Annotated in this window: 17 protein-coding genes; 8 read left to right on the top strand and 9 right to left on the bottom strand. The window is 62.7% G+C overall.

Annotated features, from left to right (window positions below; translation table 11 throughout):
* The first annotated feature begins 211 nt into the window (after positions 1 to 211).
* On the top strand, positions 212 to 1,315 hold the full coding sequence (gene murG, locus D0Y96_RS04765) for an undecaprenyldiphospho-muramoylpentapeptide beta-N-acetylglucosaminyltransferase (RefSeq protein ID WP_252263494.1): 1,104 nt from the start codon (positions 212 to 214) through the stop codon (positions 1,313 to 1,315).
* Positions 1,316 to 1,486: 171 nt separating this feature from the next.
* Here the strand turns inward: murG and D0Y96_RS04760 are convergent, their stop codons facing one another.
* Complete coding sequence (locus D0Y96_RS04760) at positions 1,487 to 2,158, bottom strand: hypothetical protein (protein ID WP_199480181.1); 672 nt, start codon at positions 2,156 to 2,158, stop codon at positions 1,487 to 1,489.
* A 254-nt stretch (positions 2,159 to 2,412) separates the two neighbouring features.
* Positions 2,413 to 2,718: a hypothetical protein gene (locus D0Y96_RS04755; protein ID WP_147324908.1), complete on the bottom strand. Its 306-nt coding sequence runs from the start codon at positions 2,716 to 2,718 to the stop codon at positions 2,413 to 2,415.
* A gap of 229 nt (positions 2,719 to 2,947) precedes the next feature.
* Here D0Y96_RS04755 and murC point away from each other — a divergent pair, with 229 nt between their 5' ends.
* Positions 2,948 to 4,357, top strand: coding sequence for a UDP-N-acetylmuramate--L-alanine ligase (gene murC, locus D0Y96_RS04750; RefSeq protein WP_117298216.1), 1,410 nt, complete (start codon positions 2,948 to 2,950; stop codon positions 4,355 to 4,357).
* Positions 4,358 to 4,441: 84 nt separating this feature from the next.
* Here the strand turns inward: murC and priA are convergent, their stop codons facing one another.
* On the bottom strand, positions 4,442 to 6,982 hold the full coding sequence (gene priA / locus D0Y96_RS04745; RefSeq protein ID WP_252263493.1) for a replication restart helicase PriA: 2,541 nt from the start codon (positions 6,980 to 6,982) through the stop codon (positions 4,442 to 4,444).
* 184 nt (positions 6,983 to 7,166) lie between these two features.
* Here priA and D0Y96_RS04740 point away from each other — a divergent pair, with 184 nt between their 5' ends.
* The 3 genes from D0Y96_RS04740 (at position 7,167) to D0Y96_RS04730 (ending at position 12,533) form a co-directional block, all read left to right on the top strand.
* A complete protein-coding gene (locus tag D0Y96_RS04740; protein WP_117298215.1) occupies positions 7,167 to 9,263 on the top strand; it encodes a phosphocholine-specific phospholipase C in 2,097 nt (698 codons plus the stop codon).
* A gap of 226 nt (positions 9,264 to 9,489) precedes the next feature.
* The gene (locus tag D0Y96_RS04735; RefSeq protein WP_117298214.1) at positions 9,490 to 9,834 is read left to right on the top strand and encodes a PadR family transcriptional regulator; all 345 of its coding nucleotides are present in this window, start codon (positions 9,490 to 9,492) and stop codon (positions 9,832 to 9,834) included.
* Positions 9,831 to 12,533: an ABC transporter permease gene (locus D0Y96_RS04730; protein ID WP_117298213.1), complete on the top strand. Its 2,703-nt coding sequence runs from the start codon at positions 9,831 to 9,833 to the stop codon at positions 12,531 to 12,533. The genes D0Y96_RS04735 and D0Y96_RS04730 overlap by 4 nt, the downstream gene beginning before the upstream one ends.
* A gap of 176 nt (positions 12,534 to 12,709) precedes the next feature.
* On the opposite strand, the gene D0Y96_RS04725 is transcribed toward D0Y96_RS04730, so the two are convergent.
* The 4 genes from D0Y96_RS04725 to coaBC all read right to left on the bottom strand — a co-directional run bounded on the left by D0Y96_RS04725 (position 12,710) and on the right by coaBC (position 16,377).
* Positions 12,710 to 13,459: a glucose 1-dehydrogenase gene (locus tag D0Y96_RS04725; protein WP_117298212.1), complete on the bottom strand. Its 750-nt coding sequence runs from the start codon at positions 13,457 to 13,459 to the stop codon at positions 12,710 to 12,712.
* A 319-nt stretch (positions 13,460 to 13,778) separates the two neighbouring features.
* The gene (locus tag D0Y96_RS04720; RefSeq protein ID WP_117298686.1) at positions 13,779 to 14,072 is read right to left on the bottom strand and encodes an ArsR/SmtB family transcription factor; all 294 of its coding nucleotides are present in this window, start codon (positions 14,070 to 14,072) and stop codon (positions 13,779 to 13,781) included.
* A gap of 65 nt (positions 14,073 to 14,137) precedes the next feature.
* On the bottom strand, positions 14,138 to 15,046 hold the full coding sequence (locus tag D0Y96_RS04715; protein WP_117298211.1) for a uracil-DNA glycosylase: 909 nt from the start codon (positions 15,044 to 15,046) through the stop codon (positions 14,138 to 14,140).
* Positions 15,047 to 15,111: 65 nt separating this feature from the next.
* Positions 15,112 to 16,377, bottom strand: a complete 1,266-nt coding sequence (gene coaBC, locus D0Y96_RS04710; RefSeq protein WP_117298210.1) for a bifunctional phosphopantothenoylcysteine decarboxylase/phosphopantothenate--cysteine ligase CoaBC — start codon at positions 16,375 to 16,377, stop codon at positions 15,112 to 15,114.
* Between the two features lie 213 nt (positions 16,378 to 16,590).
* Between coaBC and D0Y96_RS04705 the strand changes: the two genes are divergently transcribed.
* The 3 genes from D0Y96_RS04705 (at position 16,591) to D0Y96_RS04695 (ending at position 18,573) form a co-directional block, all read left to right on the top strand.
* Positions 16,591 to 17,205, top strand: a complete 615-nt coding sequence (locus D0Y96_RS04705) for a DUF5343 domain-containing protein (protein ID WP_117298209.1) — start codon at positions 16,591 to 16,593, stop codon at positions 17,203 to 17,205.
* The gene (locus D0Y96_RS04700; protein ID WP_199480179.1) at positions 17,195 to 17,776 is read left to right on the top strand and encodes a Swt1 family HEPN domain-containing protein; all 582 of its coding nucleotides are present in this window, start codon (positions 17,195 to 17,197) and stop codon (positions 17,774 to 17,776) included. Before D0Y96_RS04705 ends, D0Y96_RS04700 begins: the two co-directional genes overlap by 11 nt.
* 356 nt (positions 17,777 to 18,132) lie before the next feature.
* Positions 18,133 to 18,573, top strand: a complete 441-nt coding sequence (locus D0Y96_RS04695; RefSeq protein ID WP_117298208.1) for a DUF3617 domain-containing protein — start codon at positions 18,133 to 18,135, stop codon at positions 18,571 to 18,573.
* An 18-nt stretch (positions 18,574 to 18,591) separates the two neighbouring features.
* Here the strand turns inward: D0Y96_RS04695 and D0Y96_RS04690 are convergent, their stop codons facing one another.
* Positions 18,592 to 19,284: a class II aldolase/adducin family protein gene (locus D0Y96_RS04690; protein WP_252263492.1), complete on the bottom strand. Its 693-nt coding sequence runs from the start codon at positions 19,282 to 19,284 to the stop codon at positions 18,592 to 18,594.
* A 122-nt stretch (positions 19,285 to 19,406) separates the two neighbouring features.
* Positions 19,407 to 20,432: a radical SAM protein gene (locus D0Y96_RS04685; RefSeq protein ID WP_117298207.1), complete on the bottom strand. Its 1,026-nt coding sequence runs from the start codon at positions 20,430 to 20,432 to the stop codon at positions 19,407 to 19,409.
* Positions 20,433 to 20,441: the final 9 nt, after the last annotated feature.

Raw genomic sequence — 20,441 nt, 5'->3', positions numbered from 1 at the left:
TGCGGCCCGCTTTAACATGAAACCTCTCCGCAAACCTGCTTCGCCATCTGCTCTCGACTATGAACCGCCGGTCGGGCATGCTTGTGGTAGTCCATCTGGTCTCCTGAGTCGGGACACAGTGACGAGGATTTTATGGATATGAAGCCGCAGCGCGAGGGAGACACTATCCGGTTCTCGGTGCCGGGCGCGGTGCTGGCCGCGAAGGTTCTGCATGAGTGAGAGAACGATGCGGGTTGTGATTGCCGGCGGCGGCACGGGCGGACACATTATTCCGGCGCTGGCGATTGCCGACGAGCTCAAGTCGGCCTTCGCGGCGGAGATGCTGTTCATCGGCTCGCCGAGGGGGCTGGAGTCGCGGCTGGTGCCGCAGGCGGGCTACCGTCTGGAGCTGATCCAGGTGGGGCAGCTGAAAAATGTTTCCCTGATGACGCGGGCGCGCACGCTGCTCGATCTGCCGCTCGGCATAATGCGCTGCATGCGGCTGCTGCGGGATTTTCATCCGCATGCCGTGGTGGGTGTGGGCGGTTATGCCTCGGGCCCGGCGATGGGCGCGGCGATTCTCGAGAGGATTCCGGCGCTGGCCTTTGAGCCGAATGCGGCGCCGGGGCTGGCGAACCGGCTGGTGGGCCGATGGGTGACCGGGGCAGCGGTGAATTTTGCTCCGGCGGCAAGGTATTTCCGCCATGCGCAGGTGACGGGGATTCCCGTGCGCAGCGAGTTCTTTCGTCTCACGCCGCGGCTGGCGGCAGAGCCTCCGCACCTGCTGGTCTTTGGCGGCAGCCAGGGAGCGCGGGTGCTGAACACGATCCTGCCGAAGATTGCGGCGCCGCTGCTCGATGCGGTGCCGGGGCTGACGATTCTGCATCAGGCGGGCGCGCGGCACGCGGAGACGACGCTGGCGGCGTATGAGGCGAGCGGCGCGCCGCCGGAGCGATGGCAGGTGCACGCCTTTCTCGATGACATGCCGCGGCGCTTCGAGGCGGCGGATCTGGTGCTGGCGCGGAGCGGAGCCTCTACGGTGGCGGAGCTGTGCGCGGCGGGCAAGCCGGCGGTGCTGGTGCCGTTTCCCCAGGCCGCCGACGATCATCAGCGGAAGAACGCCGAGGTCATGGCCGGGGCGGGTGCGGCGAAGATGCTGATCGAGGCCGATCTGACGCCGTCGCTGCTGGAGGCCACGCTGCGCGAGCTGCTCGACAACGCCGCGGCTCTGGCGGCGATGGGAGAACGAGCACGCTCGCTGGCGCATCCCGATGCCGCGCTGCGGATCGCCGCGATGGTAGCGGCGATGAGCCGGAGAACATCAAAGGCAGGCTGAGGTGTTTCCTTCTCACCCTTCTCTGCGGGAAGAATGGGCACGCCGGACTGTGGGGAGAGGATTCATCCTGTGTCCGAAATACGAACATGGGCACCCGCCGGATCTTCAGGCAGAAATACGAAGGCCCGCTCCGTAGAGCGGGCCCCGAGAGAACCACAACAGGCAGATCGATTACCGGTGTCCACCACCGCCGTGGCCGCCGCCACCACCGTGGAAGCCTCCGCCTCCGCCGCCGTGGAATCCACCACCGCCGCCATGGAAGCCGCCGCCACCACCGTGGAACCCGCCGGCAGAGCCGCCGTGGAAGCCACCCATCGAGCCGCCGCGATAGCCGGTCGAGCCGTGGAATCCGCCGCCGTAGCCACCGCGGTAACCCGTCGAGCCATGGAAGCCACCACCGTAGCCGCCGCGATAACCGGTTGAGCCGTGGAATCCGCCGCCGTAGCCGCCACGGTATCCATATCCACCGCGATATCCGTAACCGCCACGATAGCCATAACCGCCGCGATAACCCCAGCCGCCACGGTATCCGTAGTAGCCTACGTGTCCGAAGCCCCATCCCCATGGGCGGCCATACCAGCCGTGGAACCACGGGCCCGCGCCGATGAAGAGGCCGCCTGCAAACCAGTCAGGACCCCAGTAGCCGTAGGGCGCGCAGTCATACGGGTAGTAGGAGTAGTAGCCGTATTCGCAGACCGGAGGGCCGCCAACGTAGACCGGCGCCGGATACTCCACTGCCGGACCGATGCCGATGCCGACTGCGACCTGGGCATTCGCCGGCTTTGTGAACGCCAGTGGTGCCGCCAGCAGTGCCAGAAACAAAAGATAGCGCAAACTGCGCATGACCTGAACCTCCCCGTCCGGCTGGTGCTCCGTTCGGCAGCCTGACGCGGTCCGCATTCGATCCCGTTCCGGATATCGTTCGGACCTGCTCATACTAACAACAGATGACGGAAAAAGTTGTTCGGATTTCTGCCGCTTTTATCCGGTTGTAAAACGCTGCAGCCAAAAAGAAAACGCACCCGGAAGCGGGGAGCTTCAACGGGTGCGCCGGGCGGGCAGAGTGTGTGGGGACTCTGCCGCCTCATCTCGTGGAATTACCGGCGGCCGCGATAGCCGTGTCCGTATCCGCCGCGGTCGTAGTGATCGTCATGGTGTCCGGCCCAGGCGCGGCCGTAGTCATCGCGGCGATACTCTTCGCGATGCATCCAGCGGCCGGGATACCAGGCGGTGCCCACGTAGTAGCCGGGAGCCCAGATAAAGTCCACTCCGGGGCAGGGCGGCTGCACGGCATAAGCCGGAGGGACGGACGCTCCGACATAGATTCCAACCTGCGCCTGAGCCGCTGCCGCGGCCAGACCCATCACGCCAGTCAGTGCAAGTGCGCGAAGTACGCTTTTCATCGCGAGACCTCCTGGCTCCGGCCTTGAACTTCTCTCAACGCCCTGGAGCCCTCGTCCGGCTTCTTTCACCGAACCGTCTCTGCGTGTGTGAACAGCGGCTTTCGCGAATTGTTGCGGAGATTTATTTCGCTGCGCCGGCCGCGAATTTCGCGACTTTTCGCATTCATTCCGCATCGTGTTTCATTCGATGCAGGCGGCGCTGATAGAGTAACGAAGGCTCTTTAAAAAGATGTTTGCCAAAGCACAACGCGTTCATTTCATCGGAATCGGCGGGATCGGCATGAGCGGGATCGCCGAGATTCTGCTCAATCTTGGCTATGCGGTCTCGGGGTCGGATCTGCGCCGCTCGGCGGTGACGGAGCGGCTGGCTGTGCTGGGCGCGACGGTCTTTGAGGGCCATGCGGCGGCGAATGTGGTCGGTTCGGGCGTCGTCGTCGCCAGCTCGGCGGTGAACGAGCGCAACCCGGAAGTGATTGAGGCGCGGGCGCGGCGCATCCCGGTGATTCAGCGCGCGGAGATGCTGGCGGAGCTGATGCGTCTGAAGTACGGCATCGCCGTTGCGGGCATGCACGGCAAGACGACGACGACCTCAATGATTGCGGCGGTGCTGGCTGCCGGTGGGCTGGACCCCACGGTGGTGGTGGGCGGCCGCGTGGACGCGCTGGGATCGAATGCGCGGCTGGGGAAGTCGCAGTACCTGGTGGCGGAGGCTGACGAGAGCGACCGCTCCTTTCTGAAGCTGTCGCCGATTCTGGGCGTAGTGACGAATCTGGATCGCGAGCACATGGACTGCTATCGCGACATGGCCGACGTGGAAGAGGCCTTTATCGAGTTCATGGACCGCGTGCCCTTTTACGGAGCGTGCGTGGCCTGCGTGGACAACGCGCTGCTGGCGGAGATTCTGCCGCGCGTGCGGCGGCGGGTGTTTACCTACGGCACTTCGCCGAAGGCGGACTTCGTGCTGCGCATGCTGCCGGCGCCGCCGATTACCGTGGCTTCCACAGAGGGGCCGGTGATCCGGTCGCGCTTTGAAGTGGTGGCGGGCGGGCAGGTTCTGGGGCCGTTCGAGCTGCACGTGCCGGGCCTGCACAATGTGCTGAATGCGACGGCGGCGGTAGCGATTGGCGCGCAGCTCGAGATGACCGCGGCCGCGATGGTCGAGGGACTGCGCTCGTTCCGCGGCGTCGACCGGCGCTTCCAGGTGAAGGGATGCGTGCGCGGCGTGACGGTGATCGACGACTACGGGCATCATCCCACGGAGATTCGCGCGACGCTGCGCGCGGCGAAAGACTGCGGCTACCGGCGCGTGCACGTCATCTTTCAGCCGCACCGCTATTCCCGCACGCGCGATCTGATGACGGAGTTCACGCAGGCCTTCGACGACGCGTCGACGGTCGAGATGCTGGACATCTATGCAGCAAGCGAGGAGCCGATTGCGGGTGTGACGGCGCAGGCTCTGGTGGCTGCGATCGGACGCGATGGCGTGGAGTACGCCGCGTCTCCGGCTGAGGCGATTGGGCGCGTGGTGGAGCGGGCTGAGGACGGCGATGTGATCCTGACGCTGGGCGCGGGAAGCGTCTCGCAAATGGCCGGCGCGGTGCTCGAGAAGCTGCAGAGCGCAGGGAGTCACGGGGTATAGCTGGTTCTTATCGCGATTGAATTGTCTGTCCGCGTGCAGGGAACTCTTTCTGTGCCCTGCGCCCTGTGACCTGCGCCCTGTACCTCACATCAGGCTCACTGCATCCACATCCACCACAATGTTTCCTCGCGGAATCCCCGCGCGCTCCGCATGCGCCAGTGCCGCCCTTAGCGCCTTCTGCAGTGCCTGCCGCTTCTCCGCCTTCACCACCAGGTGAAACCGGTAAATCCGCTTCACCTTCGCCAGCGGAGCCGTCGCCGGACCCAGCACCCGCACACCCGGCAGCGTCGTCTCCTGGAACCACCGTCCCAGCGCCGCCGCCCATCCCGCCGCCTCTTCAAAGTGCTGGCTCTGCACAATCACATTCGCCAGCGGCGCAAACGGCGGATAGTGCATGAAGCGCCGAAACCGCAGCTCCTTCTGCACAAATCCGTGATAGTCGTGCTTCGCCGCAAACTCAATCGCGTAGTGGTCCGGATGATACGTCTGCACAATCACCTTGCCCGGCAGCTCGCCGCGACCCGCTCGCCCCGACACCTGCGTCAGCAGCTGAAAGACCCGCTCCGCTGCGCGAAAATCCGGCAGCCCCAGCGCATGATCGCACCCGACAACGCCAACCAGCGTGACGCCATGAATGTCATGCCCCTTCGCGATCATCTGCGTCCCCACCAGCAGATTGATCTCGCCCGAATGCAGCCGCATCAGCAGCCGCTCCATGTCTGACCGCCCGCGAACGGTATCGCGATCCATGCGCCCAATTCGCGCGCCGGGAAAAATCTCCTGCAGCCGCTCCTCGCCCTGCTGCGACCCCGCGCCCAGAAAGTACAAGTGCTCGCTGTCGCACTTCGGACACGTCTTCGGAACCGTCCTTTTGTAACCGCAATAGTGACATTCCAGCCGCTGCCCCACATGCGCATGATCGTCATCCGACGGAACCGGCTTGTGATACGTCAGCGCAATCGAGCAGTTCTCGCACTCCAGCTTGTCGCCGCACGCCCGGCACATCACCACAAACGAATACCCGCGCCGATTGAGCAGAATAATCGCCTGCTCGCCGCGATCCAGCGTCGCCTGCGTCTCTTCCATCAGCTTGCGCGCAAACAGATGCTCCTGCCCCGTCTCCTGAAACTCGCGCCGCATGTCCACCAGCTCCACCGCCGGCAGCGAACGCGCATTCACCCGCTCGTGCATCTCGATCCGCGCATACTTGCCCAACTCGCCGTTATGCCACGTCTCCAAAGAAGGAGTCGCCGACCCCAGCACCACCGTCGCCCCCGCCAGCTTCGCCCGCACCACCGCTACATCACGCGCGTGATACCGCGGCATCGACTCCTGCTTATAGCTCGAATCGTGCTCCTCATCGACTACGATCAGCCCCAGCTTCTCCACCGGAGCAAACACCGCCGATCGCGTCCCCACCACCACCCGCGCCTCGCCGCGACGAATGCGGTGCCACTGCTCCGATCGCTCCTCGGGCGTCAGCTGCGAGTGCAGCAGCGCGACCTCCGTCCCGAATGCATGATGCAGCTGCGCCGCCATCGCCGGCGTCAACCCAATCTCCGGAACCAGCAGGATCGCGGCCTTCCCCGCATCGAGCGTCCGCCGCATCGCGGCTAAATAGACAGCGGTTTTCCCCGACCCCGTCACGCCATGCAGCAGATAAGGCCGAAACTCACCGGCCTCCATCGCGCCTGTAATCGCGTCCAGTGCTTTTTGCTGCGCTGCATTCAGCACATGCCCATACTTCGACACATCCCGCAGCCCGCTCAGATGAAACTCCGCCGCCCGCTCCTCGATCCGCACCAGCTCCCGCTTGACTAAGGTCGTTAAGGTGGACGCCGGAACCTCCAGCCTCCGCAGCTCCGCCACCGGAAGCGCACCGCCCGCTCCCGCCAGCTCCGCCAGGATCGCCGTCTGATTCTCATTCAGCTTCGGCAGCCGCGCATCATCAACCAGCACGGCGTATCGAACCGTCCTTCGCGCATCTCGCTGCTCCGCCGACGTCTCGCGCACAATCCACTTTTTGCGCACCATCCCGTTCAGCAGCGCAGGACTCGCCCCCGTCGCCGACCGCAGCTTCGCCGCGCGCACCGCATCCCCGGCCTCCAGATAGTTCAGAACCGCATACTCCTTGTCCTGTTCTTCGGGAGAAAGCTTCGAACGCCGCGACGACCCCATCTGCGCGCCCTCGAACAGCGCCTGCCGCCCCGCATCCGCAATCCGATACAGCACCTGCCGCCTGACCTCGCTCATCAGCGGCAGCATCGCCCGCAGCACCTCGCCCACCGGAGCGATGTAGTACTGCGCCGTCCACTGTGCCAGCTCCATCAGCTGCTCTGACAGCACCGGCTCCTCATCCAGAACGCTGAGGACCGTCTTCACCTCCACCGGCGCCGCATCCTTCGCGTCTCCCGGCGAGCCGGTGCGCTGCGGTGGCTCATCATGCACCCGCACCACAATCCCCATCAGTTTTTCATTGCGAAACGGAACCAGTACGCGCCCGCCCACCGGAGGCGCCTGCGCCTGGAGCGCAGGGGGCAGCGCGTAGGTAAACGCACGATCCAGCGGAACCGGCAGCGCGACATCGCAAAACCCAGGCACCTTCCCAGAGTATCGCGTCGTCATGCGGAGGCCGTCCTGCGCCGCTGTGTTTTCAACAGCTTCTGCTCGCCGCTCCCTCCGCCAGCCTGCCCCGCACCCCGGGCGAGTCATGAAAATACAACGCCTCCGTCACATCACCGCAACAACCCGCGCATAGCGTCGACCGGGCGATCCGTCGCGAACCTTTTTTCGTGAGGTACAGTCCCCTATGTCTACCGACCGCCGTTCCTTCCTGAAGCTCCTCACCACCGGCGCACTCTCTGCAGCCTTTCCCGCCAGCATCAGCCGCGCGCTGCAGATTCCCGCCCACCATCAGACCGGAACCATCGACGACGTGCAGCACATCGTCTTCATGATGCAGGAGAACCGCTCCTTCGATCACTACTTCGGCACCCTCCGCGGCGTCCGCGGCTTCGGCGACCCGCGCACCGTCCGCCTGCCCTCCGGCCAGTCCGTCTGGTATCAGCCCGATCCCGCAAACCCCGACGGCTATGTGCTGCCCTTCCATCCCGGAGCGCCCAGCCTCGGCCTGCAGTTCATCCAGGATCTCGCCCACGACTGGACCACCACGCACGCTGCCTGGGATGAGGGAAAGCACGATCAGTGGGTGCCGCAAAAGGGCACCACCTCCATGGCGCACCTCACCCGCAGCGACATCCCCTTCCACTACGCACTCGCCGACGCCTTCACCGTGTGCGATGCCTACCACTGCTCGCTCCTCGGTCCCACCGATCCCAACCGCTATCACATGTGGACCGGCTGGGTTGGCAACGACGGACAGGGCGGCGGACCCGTCATCGACAACGCCGAGGCCGGCTACGACTGGTCGACCTTCCCCGAGATCCTCGAAAAGGCCGGCGTCTCCTGGAAGATCTATCAGGACGTGGGCCTCGGACTGAATGCCAGCGAGTTCTGGGGCTGGACCAGCGAGGACGCCTACATCGGCAACTACGGCGATAACTCGCTGCTCTACTTCCACCAGTACCAGAACGCGCAGCCCGGCAGCCCGCTCGCCAACGGCGCAAAGGTCGGCACCGATATCGCCGTCTCCGGAACGCTCTTCGATCTCTTCCGCCAGGACATCCGCAGCGGCAATCTGCCCCAGGTCTCCTGGGTCGTCGCGCCCGAGGCCTACACCGAGCACCCCAACTGGCCCGCCAACTATGGCGCCTGGTATGTCTCGCAGATCCTCGACGCGCTCACCGAAAACCCCGATGTCTGGAGCAAGACCGTCTTCTTCCTCATGTACGACGAGAACGACGGCTTCTTCGATCACGCCATTCCGCCTACGCCGCCGCAGACGCGAGCCGAAGGCATCTCCACCGTCGACATCACGAACGAGATCTTCCCCGGCGACTCCGAATACCCCGCCGGTCCCTACGGTCTCGGCGTGCGCGTGCCCATGGTCGTCATTTCGCCGTGGAGCAAGGGCGGATGGATCAACTCCCAGGTCTTCGATCACACCTCGCTGATCCGCTTCGTCGAAGAGCGCTTCGGCCTCGTGCAGCGGGGCTTCGCGGAGACGAACATCACGAAGTGGCGCCGCGCCGTTACCGGAGACCTCACCTCCGCCTTCAACTTCACCAACCCCAACGACGCAAGCGTGCCTTTGCCGAGCACCACCGCCTACATCCCGCCCGATAACGAGCGCCATCCCGACTACGTGCCGGTTCCTCCCACCGATCAGGCTCTGCCCGCGCAGGAACAGGGCACGCGTCCCGCGCGCGCTCTGCCCTACGAGCTTCACGTCCACGGCAACGCCGGCTTCACCAGCGGCGTCCTCACCCTCGATTTCCGCAACTCCGGCACAGCGGCCGCCGTCTTCCATGTACGCTCCGGCAGCGGCGATGCCGGCCCCTGGACCTACACCGTCAGCCCCGGCACCAGTGTGCAGGACAGCTGGCCCGTCACCGGCGGTCAGACCGAATACGATCTCTCCGTCTATGGTCCGAACGGCTTCCTCCGCGCCTTCCGCGGCAGCGTTTCAGGCAGCGGCAAGGCCGATCTCGAGGTTGAGGCCGTCTACGATCGCAGCGGCTGCGGCATCGCTCTCGAAATCCGGAACCGCGGGCAGCACACCACGCCCGTCACCATCACCGATGCCTATTCCGGAGAGGCCATCCGGCGTACGCTCCATCCCGGCACCAGCTTCGTGCAGTCCTGGGCGCTCGCAACGCACTACGGCTGGTACGACCTCATCGTCGAATCCGATTCCGACAGCACCTTCCGCCGGCAGCTCGCCGGTCACGTCGAAACCGGACGAGACAGCATGACCGATCCCGCCATCGGCAAACCCCGCGCGTAAAACTCGCTGTCCCGACTATCCCTCTGCGGGCCGGAGCATGCTCCGGTCCGCAAAAGTCCCTCCCTCCTCCCCGCTCCCCGATCGACCTCCGCTCGCGGCATCCGGTTCCCATGCGCTGCTTTCCTCTTGCTTTCCCATAGGTATCGTGCGATCCTCTTCCCTATGGCATACCCAGAGGAGAAAAAGAAGAGGCCAGAGCAGAAAAAAGGGAGAACGGAGAAGAACGATGAGCGGTAAAGCGGACATCCCGCAGGGCACGCTCGCCCTGATGGTCCTTAAGACCCTCGAAGCGCTCGGCCCTCTGCACGGCTACGGCATCGCCCGCCGCATCGAGCAGACCAGCGGCGACCTGCTCTCGCTGAACTACGGCACGCTCTATCCCGCGCTGCTCAAGCTCGAGCAGGAGGGCTCCATCGCCTCGGCATGGGGCGTCTCCGACAACAACCGCCGCGCAAAGTTCTACCGCCTCACGAAGTCCGGCCGCAGACAGCTTGCAAAGGAAGCCCGCAACTGGGAGCAGACCACCGCCATCCTCGCCCGCTTTCTCGCTCCGTCGGAGGAGGCGCTGTGAAGCGCCTTCGCGCATGGATGCTCCGCTTCCGCGGTCTCTTCGCCACCGGGCATTCGCGGCGCGAGAGCGATCTTGCCGCCGAGCTGGAAGCTCATCTGCAGATGCACATCGAGGACAACCTTCGCGCCGGCATGTCGGAAGAGGAAGCGCGTCGCCAGGCAATCCTCCGCCTCGGCGGCATCGAGCAGACAAAGCAGGCGTACCACGAGCGCGCCACGCTGCCGCTCCTTGAAACCTTCCTGCACGATCTCCGCTTCTCCGTGCGCCAACTTGCAAAGAACCCCGGCTTCGCCGCGACCGCAATCCTCACGCTGGCTCTCGGCATCTGCGCCAGCGTGTCCATCTTTGCCTTCGTCGATGCAGCTTTGGTCCGTCCGCTGCCTTACCCCAGTCCCAACACACTCGTTGCCGTCAACGAAAGCGCTCTCAACTTTCCGCACGGTTCGCTCTCCTGGCCCGATTACGTGGACTGGAAGCGCCTGAATACCTCCTTCCGCTCGCTCGATGTCTGGGGCGGCTCCAGCTCGCTGATCGAGATGCCTGCGGGCGTCCAGCCCGTGCCCGGTCTCACTGTCAGCGCCGGCTTCTTCCGCACCCTCGGTGTGCCGCCCATGCTCGGCCGCGGCTTCCGCGACGGCGAAGACGCCGTGGGAGCGCCGCGTAACGTCGTCCTCAGCTATAGTGCCTGGCAATCCTGGTTCGGAGGCCGCCGCGATATCATCGGCCGCTCCGTCACCCTCAGCGGAGTTCCGCACACCATCATCGGCGTCATGCCGCGCGATTTTCAGTTTGCCCGCCGCGGCCGCGTCGATTACTGGGTGACCGTCCAGCCCGACAAAGGCTGCGCTCCGAGGCGCATCTGTCACTTCCTTGACGGCATGGCCCGTCTGCGCGACGGCGTCACGCTCTCGTCCGCCAGCGCCAACATGAAGGCCATCGCTGCGCAGCTCGAAAAGCAGTATCCCGCCTCCAACCGCGATCAGGGAGCCAGCATCCGCCCGCTGCGTGAATCCATCGTCGGCGATATCCGTCCTGTTCTGCTCACTCTGCTCTGCGGCGCGGGACTGCTGCTCCTCATCGCCTGCGTCAATGTCTCCAGCCTGCTGCTGCTGCGCTCCGAAAGCCGCCGCCGCGAGATCGCCGTCCGCGGCGCACTCGGAGCCTCATCTGCGCGACTCGCACGCCAGTTCATCACCGAGGCCTTTGCCCTCATCGCCTGCGCGACCCTTCTCGGCCTGGCAGCCGCATCTCTCATCATGCAGCTCCTGCTTCGGCTCATTCCCAAAGACACCCTCGACAACATGCCGTATCTGCAGGGCCTCACCCTCAACCGGCACGCGCTCGCCTTCACCGCCGCCGTTGCCCTGCTCGCGCTGCTGCTCTTCTCGGTCACGCCCATGCTGCGCCTGTTACGAGTCGGAGCGTGGTTCGGGCGCCTGCTTTCTCTCCCTATACAGCCGCGTACCAGTCTGCGTGACGATCTCGCCGAAGGCACTCGCGGAGCCGGAAGCACGCTCTGGCGGCATTTTGGATCGAACCTCGTCATCGTCGAGCTGGCCGTCGCCGTCGTCCTGCTTACCGGAGCCGGTCTTCTCGGTCGCAGCTTCTACCGCCTGCTGCACGTCGACCTCAACTTCCAGCCCGACCATCTCGCCATGCTCACCGTCGCCGCCTCCGACGCCGCGTATCCAAAGAACACGCAGTCCGCCGCCCTCGATCGCGCCGTCGTCGATCGCATGGCCGTTCTTCCCGGCGTCGAGTCTGCTGCTCTCACCGATCTGCCCGTCGTTACCTGCAACTGCAACACCGACTGGATTCGCGTCGTCGGCCATCCCTTCCACGGCGAGCACAATGAAGTCAACGACCGCACCGTCAGCGCCGGCTACTTCACCACCCTGCACGCGCGCCTGCTGCGCGGCCGCCTCTTCACCGCCGCCGACGACAGCACCAGACCACGCGTCATCCTCATCAATCAGGCATTTGCGAAGAGCTACTTCCCCGGCGAAGACCCCATCGGAAAAAAAATCGCCGCCGGCGACCTCGATCCGAAGACGGTGCGCACCATCGTCGGCGTCGTCGACGATGTCCGCGAAGGCTCGCTCGACAGCGAAATCTGGCCCGCGGAGTACACCCCCTTCCGCCAGCGTCCGCAGAACTACTTCCACGTGCTGGTGCGCACCACCCAGGCTCCCGCATCGATTCTGCCGGCTATGGCCGCTGCCCTGCGCCGCATCGATCCCGGCCTCGGCATCACCGACGAAATAACCATGGAGGCCCGCATCGCCGACTCGCCCAGCGCGACCATGCACCGCTCCTCCGCATGGCTGGTCGGCGGCTTCGCCGTGCTCGCCCTGCTGCTCAGCATCATCGGACTCTACGGCGTCATCGCTTACTCCGTCAGCCAGCGCACCCGCGAGATCGGCGTGCGCATGGCTCTCGGCGCGCAGCGCGCGACCGTCTACCGGCTCATCTTCAAAGAGGCCGCCTGGCTCACTCTTGCCGGAATCGTCATCGGCCTCGCCTGCGCCGTCGCCGCTGCCGGCTTCATGCGCAGCCTGCTCTTCGGCGTCCACTCCTGGGACATCGCCACCCTCGCCGCCGTCGCCATACTGCTCGCCACCGCCGCGCTCTCCGCAAGCTGGCTGCCCGCCCGCCGCGCCGCGTCGGTCAACCCCGTCGAAGCCCTGCGCGCGGAGTAGCTTTGAAATCTCAGGCCTCTCGCGGGCAAATAAAAAGGTGAATGCCCGGACTCGGCACCCGCCTTCCCTGGCTTCGGAAAGGGCTCCGGATAAAAAAGCGGATACCGGAACTCCGGCATCCGCTTCGACGATTCCCTAATCGCTGATCCTTAATCCCTAATTGCTGATCCCTGCCTTTACCGCAATCCGCCGCTGGCTACAAGCAACTCACCCGTCAGCCAGCCCGAGTCCTGCGACGCCAGGAAGACCGCAATCGGCGTGATATCGTCCGGCTGCCCAATGCGGCCCAGCGGCGTCTGTCCCTCCAGGTTCTTCTGGAAGTCGCTGCCGATAAAGCCCGCCGCATGCACGCCCTCGGTCTCCACCATTCCCGGGTTGATCGCATTCACGCGGATCTTCTTCGGCCCCAGCTCCTTCGCCAGCACCCTCGTGATCGCATCCACCGCGCCCTTCGTTCCCGTATACACCGCGCTCGCCTGCGGATGAATCTCCGTCACCGCCGATCCGATGTTGATCACGCTGCCGCCCTCTTCGCCGAACAGCTTCTCGGCCTCCTGCGTCGCCTGCAGCAGCCCCAGCACGTTGGTGTTAAAGATGCGGTGGAACTGTTCCTCGGTGATCGCATCCAGCGGGCTGAACTCATACACGCCGGCATTGTTCACCAGCACATCCAGTCTTCCGTAAGCCTTCTTCGTCTCGGCAAAGATGCGCTTCACATCGTCGGCCTTTGCCACGCTGCCCTGCACGGCAATCGCCTTGCCGCCGTTCTTCACAATCTCCGCGACGACCTTCTCCGCGCCCTCTTTGCTCGACGCGTAATTCACCACGACCGCGGCGCCCTCCGCCGCCAGTCCCTTCGCAATTCCGGCGCCAATGCCCTTCGACGCGCCCGTCACCACAGCAACCTTATTCGCCAGCTTCCCCATGGACGATCTCCTTTTCAATCCCGTCGTCAAATCTTAGACATTTCGACAACTATCGAATTGATGAACCGAGCCCTGAAAGGATTCAACCTGTGGAAATGAAATTCTCCGAAACACGGGTAATGTCTCACAGTTGCGAAAGGAATTGTCATCCCGGCCGAAGCGGAACGCAGTGAAGCGCAGCAGAGGAATCTGCTTTTCTTACTCTCCCCGGAATCCGGTACCGGGTGCCCCATCTTCGCCGCCCGTCGTTGGCGGCTAAGGTGGGAAGGTCTGCCCCGAGCGCAGCCTCATGTCCGGACTTTCGGACATGGATAAAAGGTCAGATCTTCCCCAGCTCGTCCAGATACGCCTGCAGCACCTCGCGCTCCAGCACCAGATTGGCGAACTTCCCCTCGCGCTCAATCCGGATCAGCCCCGCCATCTCCAGCTCTTTCATGTGGTGCGAAAGCGTTGCCGCGCTGATCGGCTGGCTCGCGTGCACCTCGCTGCACGCCGCTGGTCCCCGGCAGCTCCCGATCTGTTTCAGAATCTGATATCTCCGCGGATCGGCCAGCGCTTTGGCAATCAGTGCTCTCTGCCGCTCCGTCAACCGAATTTGCTTCTTCACCGCCATCTCATCAGCCGTCATCTATCAGCCACAGATGCGGGTGCCCCATGTCTCGATTCTGAGACACCGGATTACACCGAAGGTGTTTCCGCCCGTGCGGCCAGCACCTTTAGCCCCAGCTCTTTCATCGCGATCTGCAGATCCGCCCAGGCCTCTTTCTTCTGCCGAGGATCACGCAGCAGATACGCCGGGTGATACGTCACAATCAGCCGCGACCCGCGCGCCTGGTGAATCCGCCCGCGCAGCGAAGCCAGCGAGCTCTTGCCGCCCAGCAGATAGGTCGCCGCCGTCGAACCCAGCGCCACAATCACCTCCGGCCGGATCACATCGATCTGCCGCTCCAGAAACTGCATGCACGTATTGGCCTCGACCGGCTCCGGCGTCCGGTTCCCCGGCGGCCTGCACTTCACAATGTTCGCAATGTAGACCTCGCTGCGCTTCAGCCCCATCGCCGTAATCATGTTGTTCAGCAGCTGTCCCGCGCGTCCCACAAACGGAAGCCCCTGCGCGTCTTCATCCGCGCCCGGACCCTCGCCCACAAACATCAGGCGCGTATTTGGATCGCCGTCGCCGAACACAATTTTGTGCCGTCCCTGAAAGGCCAGCGGGCATCGCGTGCAGTCGCCGATATCCAGGCGAATCGCCTCCAGCGCCGCCGCGCGCTCCTTCGGCGCGACCGCTTCCCTCTCCGGAAACACCAGAGCATCCGCCGCTTTTGCTGTACTCGTTTTACGTGGAATCGCCGTCTCCGCTTCCACAATGGCCGGCTTCGCCGCCACCGCGCCGATAAGAGTCTCCGCAGAAGAACGCGCCGCCTCTGCATCAGCTATTGTAACTGTACTGGATACAGTTACGAATTCCGCAGCCTCGGCCGCAGGAGCCTCGCCTCTGCGATACAAATCGAAGACGCCAAGATCGCGATAGTATCCGATCCGCGCCGCCAGTGCTTCACTTATCTCTGCGGAAATCCGTCCCGCCATCCTGATCGTTATCCCCTGCGCCTGTTTTTCTGTGCCCTGCGACCTGTGCCCTGCGACCTGTTTCTCTACGTCTCCGACATCACCAGCGACGGCCGCCGCAGCGCGATCACCTCTTCCAGAATCCGGTCCGCCAGCTCCCGCTTCGACATCTCCGGCAGATCGATCGCCGTATCCCGCGTCAGAAACGTCACCGCATTCCGGTCCGAATCGAAGCCGATCCCCTCGCGCGACACGTCATTCAGCACAATCGCATCCGCGCCCTTGCGCAGCAGCTTGTCGCGCCCATGGACCACGGGATTTTCCGTCTCCGCCGCAAAGCCCACCACCAGCATCTCCGGATGACGACGCTGCGCCACCTCCGCCAGAATGTCCTCCGTCGGCTCCAGCTCCAGCGTCAGCCCGCCCTTCCGCTTCAGCTTCTGATCGGCCTTCATCTTCGGCTTGTAATCCGCCACCGCCGCCGCCTTGATCACCACCGACGCCTGATCCACGCGCCCCAGCACCGCGTGCCGCATCTCCTCTGTCGTCACCACCGGAACCACTTCCACATTTGCCGGAGGCCGCAGCGCCGTCGGCGCCGTCACCAGAATCACCCTCGCTCCGCGCCGCTCCGCCGCCTCCGCCAGCGCGTAGCCCATCTTGCCGCTCGACCGGTTGCCCAGAAACCGCACCGGGTCCAGAGCCTCGCGCGTTCCGCCCGCTGTAATCAGCACCGTCTCGCCCGCCAGATCGTTGCGCCGGTGCAGCACGCTCAGCACCGCCTCCACAATCGACGAGGTCTCCGCCAGCCGTCCCGCGCCCACCATCCCGCACGCCAGGTACCCCGCATCGGGAGCCACGATCTTCACATGCCGCTCTGCCAGCGTCTCCACATTCGCCTGCGTCGCCGCATGGTTCCACATATTCACATTCATTGCGGGAGCCACGATCACCGGCGCCGTCGTCGCCAGATATAAGGTGGTCAGAAAGTCATCGGCAATGCCGTGCGCAAACTTCGCCAGCACATCCGCCGTCGCCGGAGCCACCACCAGCGCGTCTGTCGTCTGCGCGGCATCGATATGCTCGATCGCCGACGCCAGCGCCGCCTCGTCCGAGCCCGAATGCGAGATGGAATCCGCGCCCAACCCCGCGCCCGCGTCCGAACCGCCAGCCCACAGACTGGTAATGACCTTGTGCCCGGTCAGAGCGGCAAAGGTCAGCGGCTGCACAAACCGCTGCGCGCCTTCTGTCATGACCACATGTACATCGAGCGCCTGCTGCTGCAGCGCCCGCACCAGCTCCGCGGCCTTGTACGCCGCAATCCCGCCGGAAACCCCAACCGTGACCTTCATAGGCTTGATTCTACGCCGCCCGTCAACCGGTCATCCTGGTGGAAAGCCAAGTTTAAACGACTAGCCAACGTCTGCAAATGAAACTAACTCAACGCCAAGCCAATTCGTGATGACTGAGATCAATTACAACCCTCTTGAGCCAGATCGAAGCACTATCAGAGGGAAATGATATGATTCTGCTCGATTTCGAAAAGATATGTCAGTGAGGATGTAATGGCCCTAAGCAGTTCTTATGTATTGCCCATTAATCGTATCCCAGATATCTTTAATAAAATTCGGGATGGTCAAGCACCAGAGAGATTCTCAAATCAACTGCTTAAAGATTGGGGGTTTACGTCCACTAACGACCGAGGTTTTATTTCGCTGCTCAAATCGCTTGGCTTCCTATCATCTGAGGGTAAGCCCACCCAACGATATAACGACTACCGCGATCACTCCCGCTCGAAGCAAATAATGGGTGAGACCCTCCGAGATGCATACGGAGATATATTTCTGATCAAAGAACACCCGACACAGTCCGACAAAAATGCAATTGAAGGTAAGTTCAAGAGTTTCCACAACGCGAGTGATCATGTAGCAGGTTTGATGACGAAGACGTTTCTGGGGCTTCTGAATCTGGCTGATCTTTCTAAAAAACCGACGAACTTGTCAGGGGGTAAGGAGCCAGAAAGGAAAGTTGAAGTGGAACCTTCGCCACATCCAAACGGTGTGGACCATGGGGTGTCTGGGTTGCACTACAACATCCAGATTCACCTTCCCGCGACCAAAGACGTTGAAGTTTACAATTCCATCTTCAAATCGTTGAAGGAGCACCTCCTTGAAAAGTAGCGAGGTGCGGGAGTTTCTGTTCCGAGGCCTCATGTTTGAAGCTGAGTCTGAGCAGTTTCGGCTCGCCGGAATTCAGATCGGCGCTAACTCTTCAGATGCTGAAGAAAACCTATTAAAAGAAGCACTAGCTCCCTTTGGTATAGCCCGTCGGAATAATGCGCTCGAGATGGCACGACTTTTCGCAGTCCTGTTCTGCTTCGAGAATGAAATCCGTGACTTCATCAGAGAGGCATTAGTTGAGGAAGAAGGCGTTAACTGGTCAGATAAGTTACCTCCCAAAATCAAGGAGCATGCTGAATCACGAAGAGACGCAGCTTTGAAAGACTCATGGCTAGAAGGAGAAAAATCTGATCTTCTAGGGTTTGTGGATTTCGGCCATCTCGCGCAAATCATTATCGCCAAATGGGACATTTTTAAAGATGTTGTTCCGACGCAGCACTGGTTGAAGCAGCGTATGGATGAGTTGGAGAAGTGCCGCAACTTCATCGCGCATAACAGGATGCTCTTACCCAGCGAATTCCAGCGCATATACATGTATATCTCAGACTGGAACCGCGTCATTGGCCTTTGAGACACTCACAAAGCAGTTGGTTCAGCTTAACATTAACATTTTTTCAACCCTCTCTTAGCTCAAGGGTAAAAGATAGTCCCGAGCGCTTACATAACTCTAGTCGCTTCCCCATCGACGCATATAGCTCCTCACCACCGAACGCTTCTATTCCGGAACGATTGTGGTCCGCGAATCCATGTCTGAAACAAAAGGACGTGCGAGTGCAACGCATATCAGGCCGGTAATGAAGGGGAACCGCAGTGATAACCCAGCGGTATTTGAACGACCGCCAAAATCTAACGCATTCCACCCCTCTTTATTCCATTGACACCCGAACGTCCTTGCTTCCTAATCGGAGTGCACTTTCAGGAGGCAGGATGAGGATTCCCCACTGGATGATTCTGAGCATGATCGCCCTCACCGCGGGCGTGTCCTGCTCTGCGCAGCAAAAATTTCCCCTCCGCTCCGGCGAGTGGGCCGTCACCAGCTCCAGCGCCGAATCCGAGCCGACGCTCTTCTGCCTCAACGACGAAATGTGGGAGAAAGCGCTGACGCGAAACCCCAGCTGCACCATCCAGGAGCTCACCGTCACCTCCGGCGGCGCCAGCTACTCCATGAGCTGCGCGCTGAGGACCCTCCAGATGAAGGGAAAAGTCACCCTCACCTTCGACGGCATGGAACACATGACGGGCAAAGCGCTGATCGACATCATCCGGAACGGACAAACCACCACCAGCACATCGCTCGTCGACTACCGCTGGAAGAGTCCCGCCTGCAGCCCGAACGACGTCAACATGCGCGCCAAACCGGCGAAGTAGCCGCCCGGCTGGCCCTGCTCACTGCGCATTCTGCAGATACCTGAACCTTGCCACCAGAAGCTGCTCGATCTGCTCTTCCTTCAGCGCCCGCGGAGTTCCAAGCTGGTTCGCAACGAAGGCCACATGCGCCAGGTGTTCGACCGTCTCCATCTTCTGAAACGCATCCGGCAGCGAGCACCCATAGCTCACCGCGCCATGATTCGCCAGAAGCACCGCGTCATAATGCGGAATATACGAGACCAGGCTGGCCGCCACATCCCCTGTCCCCGTCGTGGCGTATCCCGCCAAAGGAACAACCCCCAGCGTCATCACCGCTTCCTGGCACAGCATCTCCTCCAGCCCCCGCCCCGCGCAGGCAAAGGCCGTGGCGTACGGCGGATGAGAATGGACCACCGCCTGCACATCGTCCCGGTGCCGGTAGATGGCCAGATGCATGTTCAGCTCGCTCGTCACCTTCCGCGATCCGCTGATCTGCCTGCCGTCAAAATCGACAACCACCAGGTCCGCCGCCTTCAGCAGAAACTTGCTGACGCCCGTAGGCGTAATCAGCAAACGCTCCGCGTCCAGCCTGACGGAGAGATTCCCCGACGTGCCGGGCATACATCCCTGGCGATAAAGCAGCTTGCTGAACAGAACAATCTCCCGCCTCAGCCTCAGCTCTGTCCGGTCTTCGTTTTCCGCCAATGCATACTCCTCTTCCTGAATCTTCATCCCTGCAACCCTTCGCGCTGGAGCAAAATCACGACCGCTCTCCCCCGGACCACCCTGTTTCAGGTATCGATTTCCTTAACAAAGCACAGAGTCTTTCAGGGTACAGGAATCCTGATTTTGCCTTAAAGTATCCTGAAAGGACTCGGCTCGCCAGCAGAAACGGGCTTTCGCGACACCGCCCTGTGCAATCTGCGCCATCCCTTCCCCACCCGGTCTGAAGCCATAAAGATCTGTCCCGCCGTCAGCGGCCCCACCAGCCTGTAATGCCCCACCGCCGCCAGCCCCATTGAAGCGATGCAGCCGCACTGCCGGCAGTCGGGCTTCCCTCCAAACTGGCAGGGCGTGATCTTCGTCGTCAGATCGGCCGACAGAGTCGTGGTCGTCCTCGCAAAAATGCATTCGCCAGGACTCCCCGGGGGAGAAGCGATCTCATCGATGACCATATCAGGCATATCCAGAATGGAATATTTACGCCGCAGCACCCTCAGCTCCGCCACCACCGATGCTCTCTGAGCCGCCGTCAGCACCTCCGCGTCCGTCGCGCCCACCTGCGGCGTAAACAGGCTGAACCAGACCTTCGCGATCTCAGGACGCCCGCTCCAGAAGCGGAGAAACTCATCCAGATACCCCGGCCGGTCCGCGATCTGCGAAGTAATCGTGCAGTGGATCGTCACCCGCGCGCCCGCAATGTTCCGCAGAATGCGCTCATACGTCGCCGGTTTGCGCCGCGCGTCATGCTCCGGCTGCAGCCCGTCGATCGACACCACCACGTTGACCCTGCTCAGTTCCTTCCAGGCCGGCGGAATCTCCCGGAAGGCGCTCGTCACCACCTGCGTATGCACCCCCCGGCTCGCGATCTGCGGCAGCAGCGCGTCCAGCTCCCGATAGCGAACCATCGGGTCGCCCCCCACCAGCGAGACATGGAGCGGCCTGTACTCATCGATTACCGCCAGCACCCTCCGCACCAGCTCATCGCCCTTAAAGTCCGAGAGCTGACGAAGCCCGGTCCCGCCTCCAAGATGAGCCGCATCGAACGCATAGCATCCCGGACAGCGCAAAGGGCACTCTTTCGTAATTTCAATGGAAAGCGATGGGGCGCGGCCCGACAGGATCGTGGACCACGCTTTCAGAACTTCGGATGTGTGCATATCTTCTCC

The sequence above is a fragment of the Paracidobacterium acidisoli genome, assembly GCF_003428625.2.
In the GTDB taxonomy this organism is placed as follows: Bacteria; Acidobacteriota; Terriglobia; order Terriglobales; family Acidobacteriaceae; genus Paracidobacterium; species Paracidobacterium acidisoli.
This window is presented reverse-complemented; position numbering and strand designations above follow the sequence as displayed.

Coding starts and splice junctions, on each gene's coding strand:
- murG (WP_252263494.1), top strand. CDS start 212: ATGAGTGAGAGAACGATGCGGGTTGTGATTGCCGGCGGCGGCACGGGC.
- D0Y96_RS04760 (WP_199480181.1), bottom strand. CDS start 2,158: ATGCGCAGTTTGCGCTATCTTTTGTTTCTGGCACTGCTGGCGGCACCA.
- D0Y96_RS04755 (WP_147324908.1), bottom strand. CDS start 2,718: ATGAAAAGCGTACTTCGCGCACTTGCACTGACTGGCGTGATGGGTCTG.
- murC (WP_117298216.1), top strand. CDS start 2,948: ATGTTTGCCAAAGCACAACGCGTTCATTTCATCGGAATCGGCGGGATC.
- priA (WP_252263493.1), bottom strand. CDS start 6,982: ATGACGACGCGATACTCTGGGAAGGTGCCTGGGTTTTGCGATGTCGCG.
- D0Y96_RS04740 (WP_117298215.1), top strand. CDS start 7,167: ATGTCTACCGACCGCCGTTCCTTCCTGAAGCTCCTCACCACCGGCGCA.
- D0Y96_RS04735 (WP_117298214.1), top strand. CDS start 9,490: ATGAGCGGTAAAGCGGACATCCCGCAGGGCACGCTCGCCCTGATGGTC.
- D0Y96_RS04725 (WP_117298212.1), bottom strand. CDS start 13,459: ATGGGGAAGCTGGCGAATAAGGTTGCTGTGGTGACGGGCGCGTCGAAG.
- D0Y96_RS04720 (WP_117298686.1), bottom strand. CDS start 14,072: ATGGCGGTGAAGAAGCAAATTCGGTTGACGGAGCGGCAGAGAGCACTG.
- D0Y96_RS04715 (WP_117298211.1), bottom strand. CDS start 15,046: ATGGCGGGACGGATTTCCGCAGAGATAAGTGAAGCACTGGCGGCGCGG.
- coaBC (WP_117298210.1), bottom strand. CDS start 16,377: ATGAAGGTCACGGTTGGGGTTTCCGGCGGGATTGCGGCGTACAAGGCC.
- D0Y96_RS04705 (WP_117298209.1), top strand. CDS start 16,591: ATGGCCCTAAGCAGTTCTTATGTATTGCCCATTAATCGTATCCCAGAT.
- D0Y96_RS04695 (WP_117298208.1), top strand. CDS start 18,133: ATGAGGATTCCCCACTGGATGATTCTGAGCATGATCGCCCTCACCGCG.
- D0Y96_RS04690 (WP_252263492.1), bottom strand. CDS start 19,284: ATGAAGATTCAGGAAGAGGAGTATGCATTGGCGGAAAACGAAGACCGG.
- D0Y96_RS04685 (WP_117298207.1), bottom strand. CDS start 20,432: ATGCACACATCCGAAGTTCTGAAAGCGTGGTCCACGATCCTGTCGGGC.